This window comes from Aliivibrio finisterrensis (assembly GCF_008933155.1).
GTDB lineage: Bacteria > Pseudomonadota > Gammaproteobacteria > Enterobacterales > Vibrionaceae > Aliivibrio > Aliivibrio finisterrensis.
This window is the reverse complement of the sequence record NZ_WBVP01000109.1, coordinates 1-361: the sequence shown is the minus strand read 5'-3', so window position 1 is coordinate 361 and position 361 is coordinate 1. Positions and strand designations below refer to the sequence as shown.

Here is a 361-nt window from a genome sequence, read left to right as displayed (position 1 = left end):
ATCCAACGCGTAACTTTGAATCACGTTGACGCTATCGGTTAGAATCTGAATCGCTGCCACCGTGGTCAACGATTGACTGCCCACCTGACCGTTTACTTCACTGAGGTTATTGACAGTAACACCGGTAACGCCCACTAGCGCATAATCAGTTACTGTTGGCGCGGTTTGGGTATTATCTACCGCGTAGTTTTGGATCACATTGACGCTATCGGTTAGCGTCTGGATCGCAGCCACCGTGGCCAACGATTGGCTATCTACCTGACCATTCACTTCACTGAGGTTGTTGGCATCCACACCGTTAATGCCCACCATCGCATAATCAGTTGCCGAAGGTGCTGGTTGCGTATTATCAGCTGCATAA

General features: G+C 49.6%; 1 protein-coding gene. It reads right to left on the bottom strand.

Annotation, left to right across the window (positions count from 1 at the left end; all coding sequences use genetic code 11):
* Positions 1–361 (bottom strand): hypothetical protein (locus F8B77_RS17765; protein WP_167512881.1); only part of this gene is annotated, 361 nt, incomplete at both ends.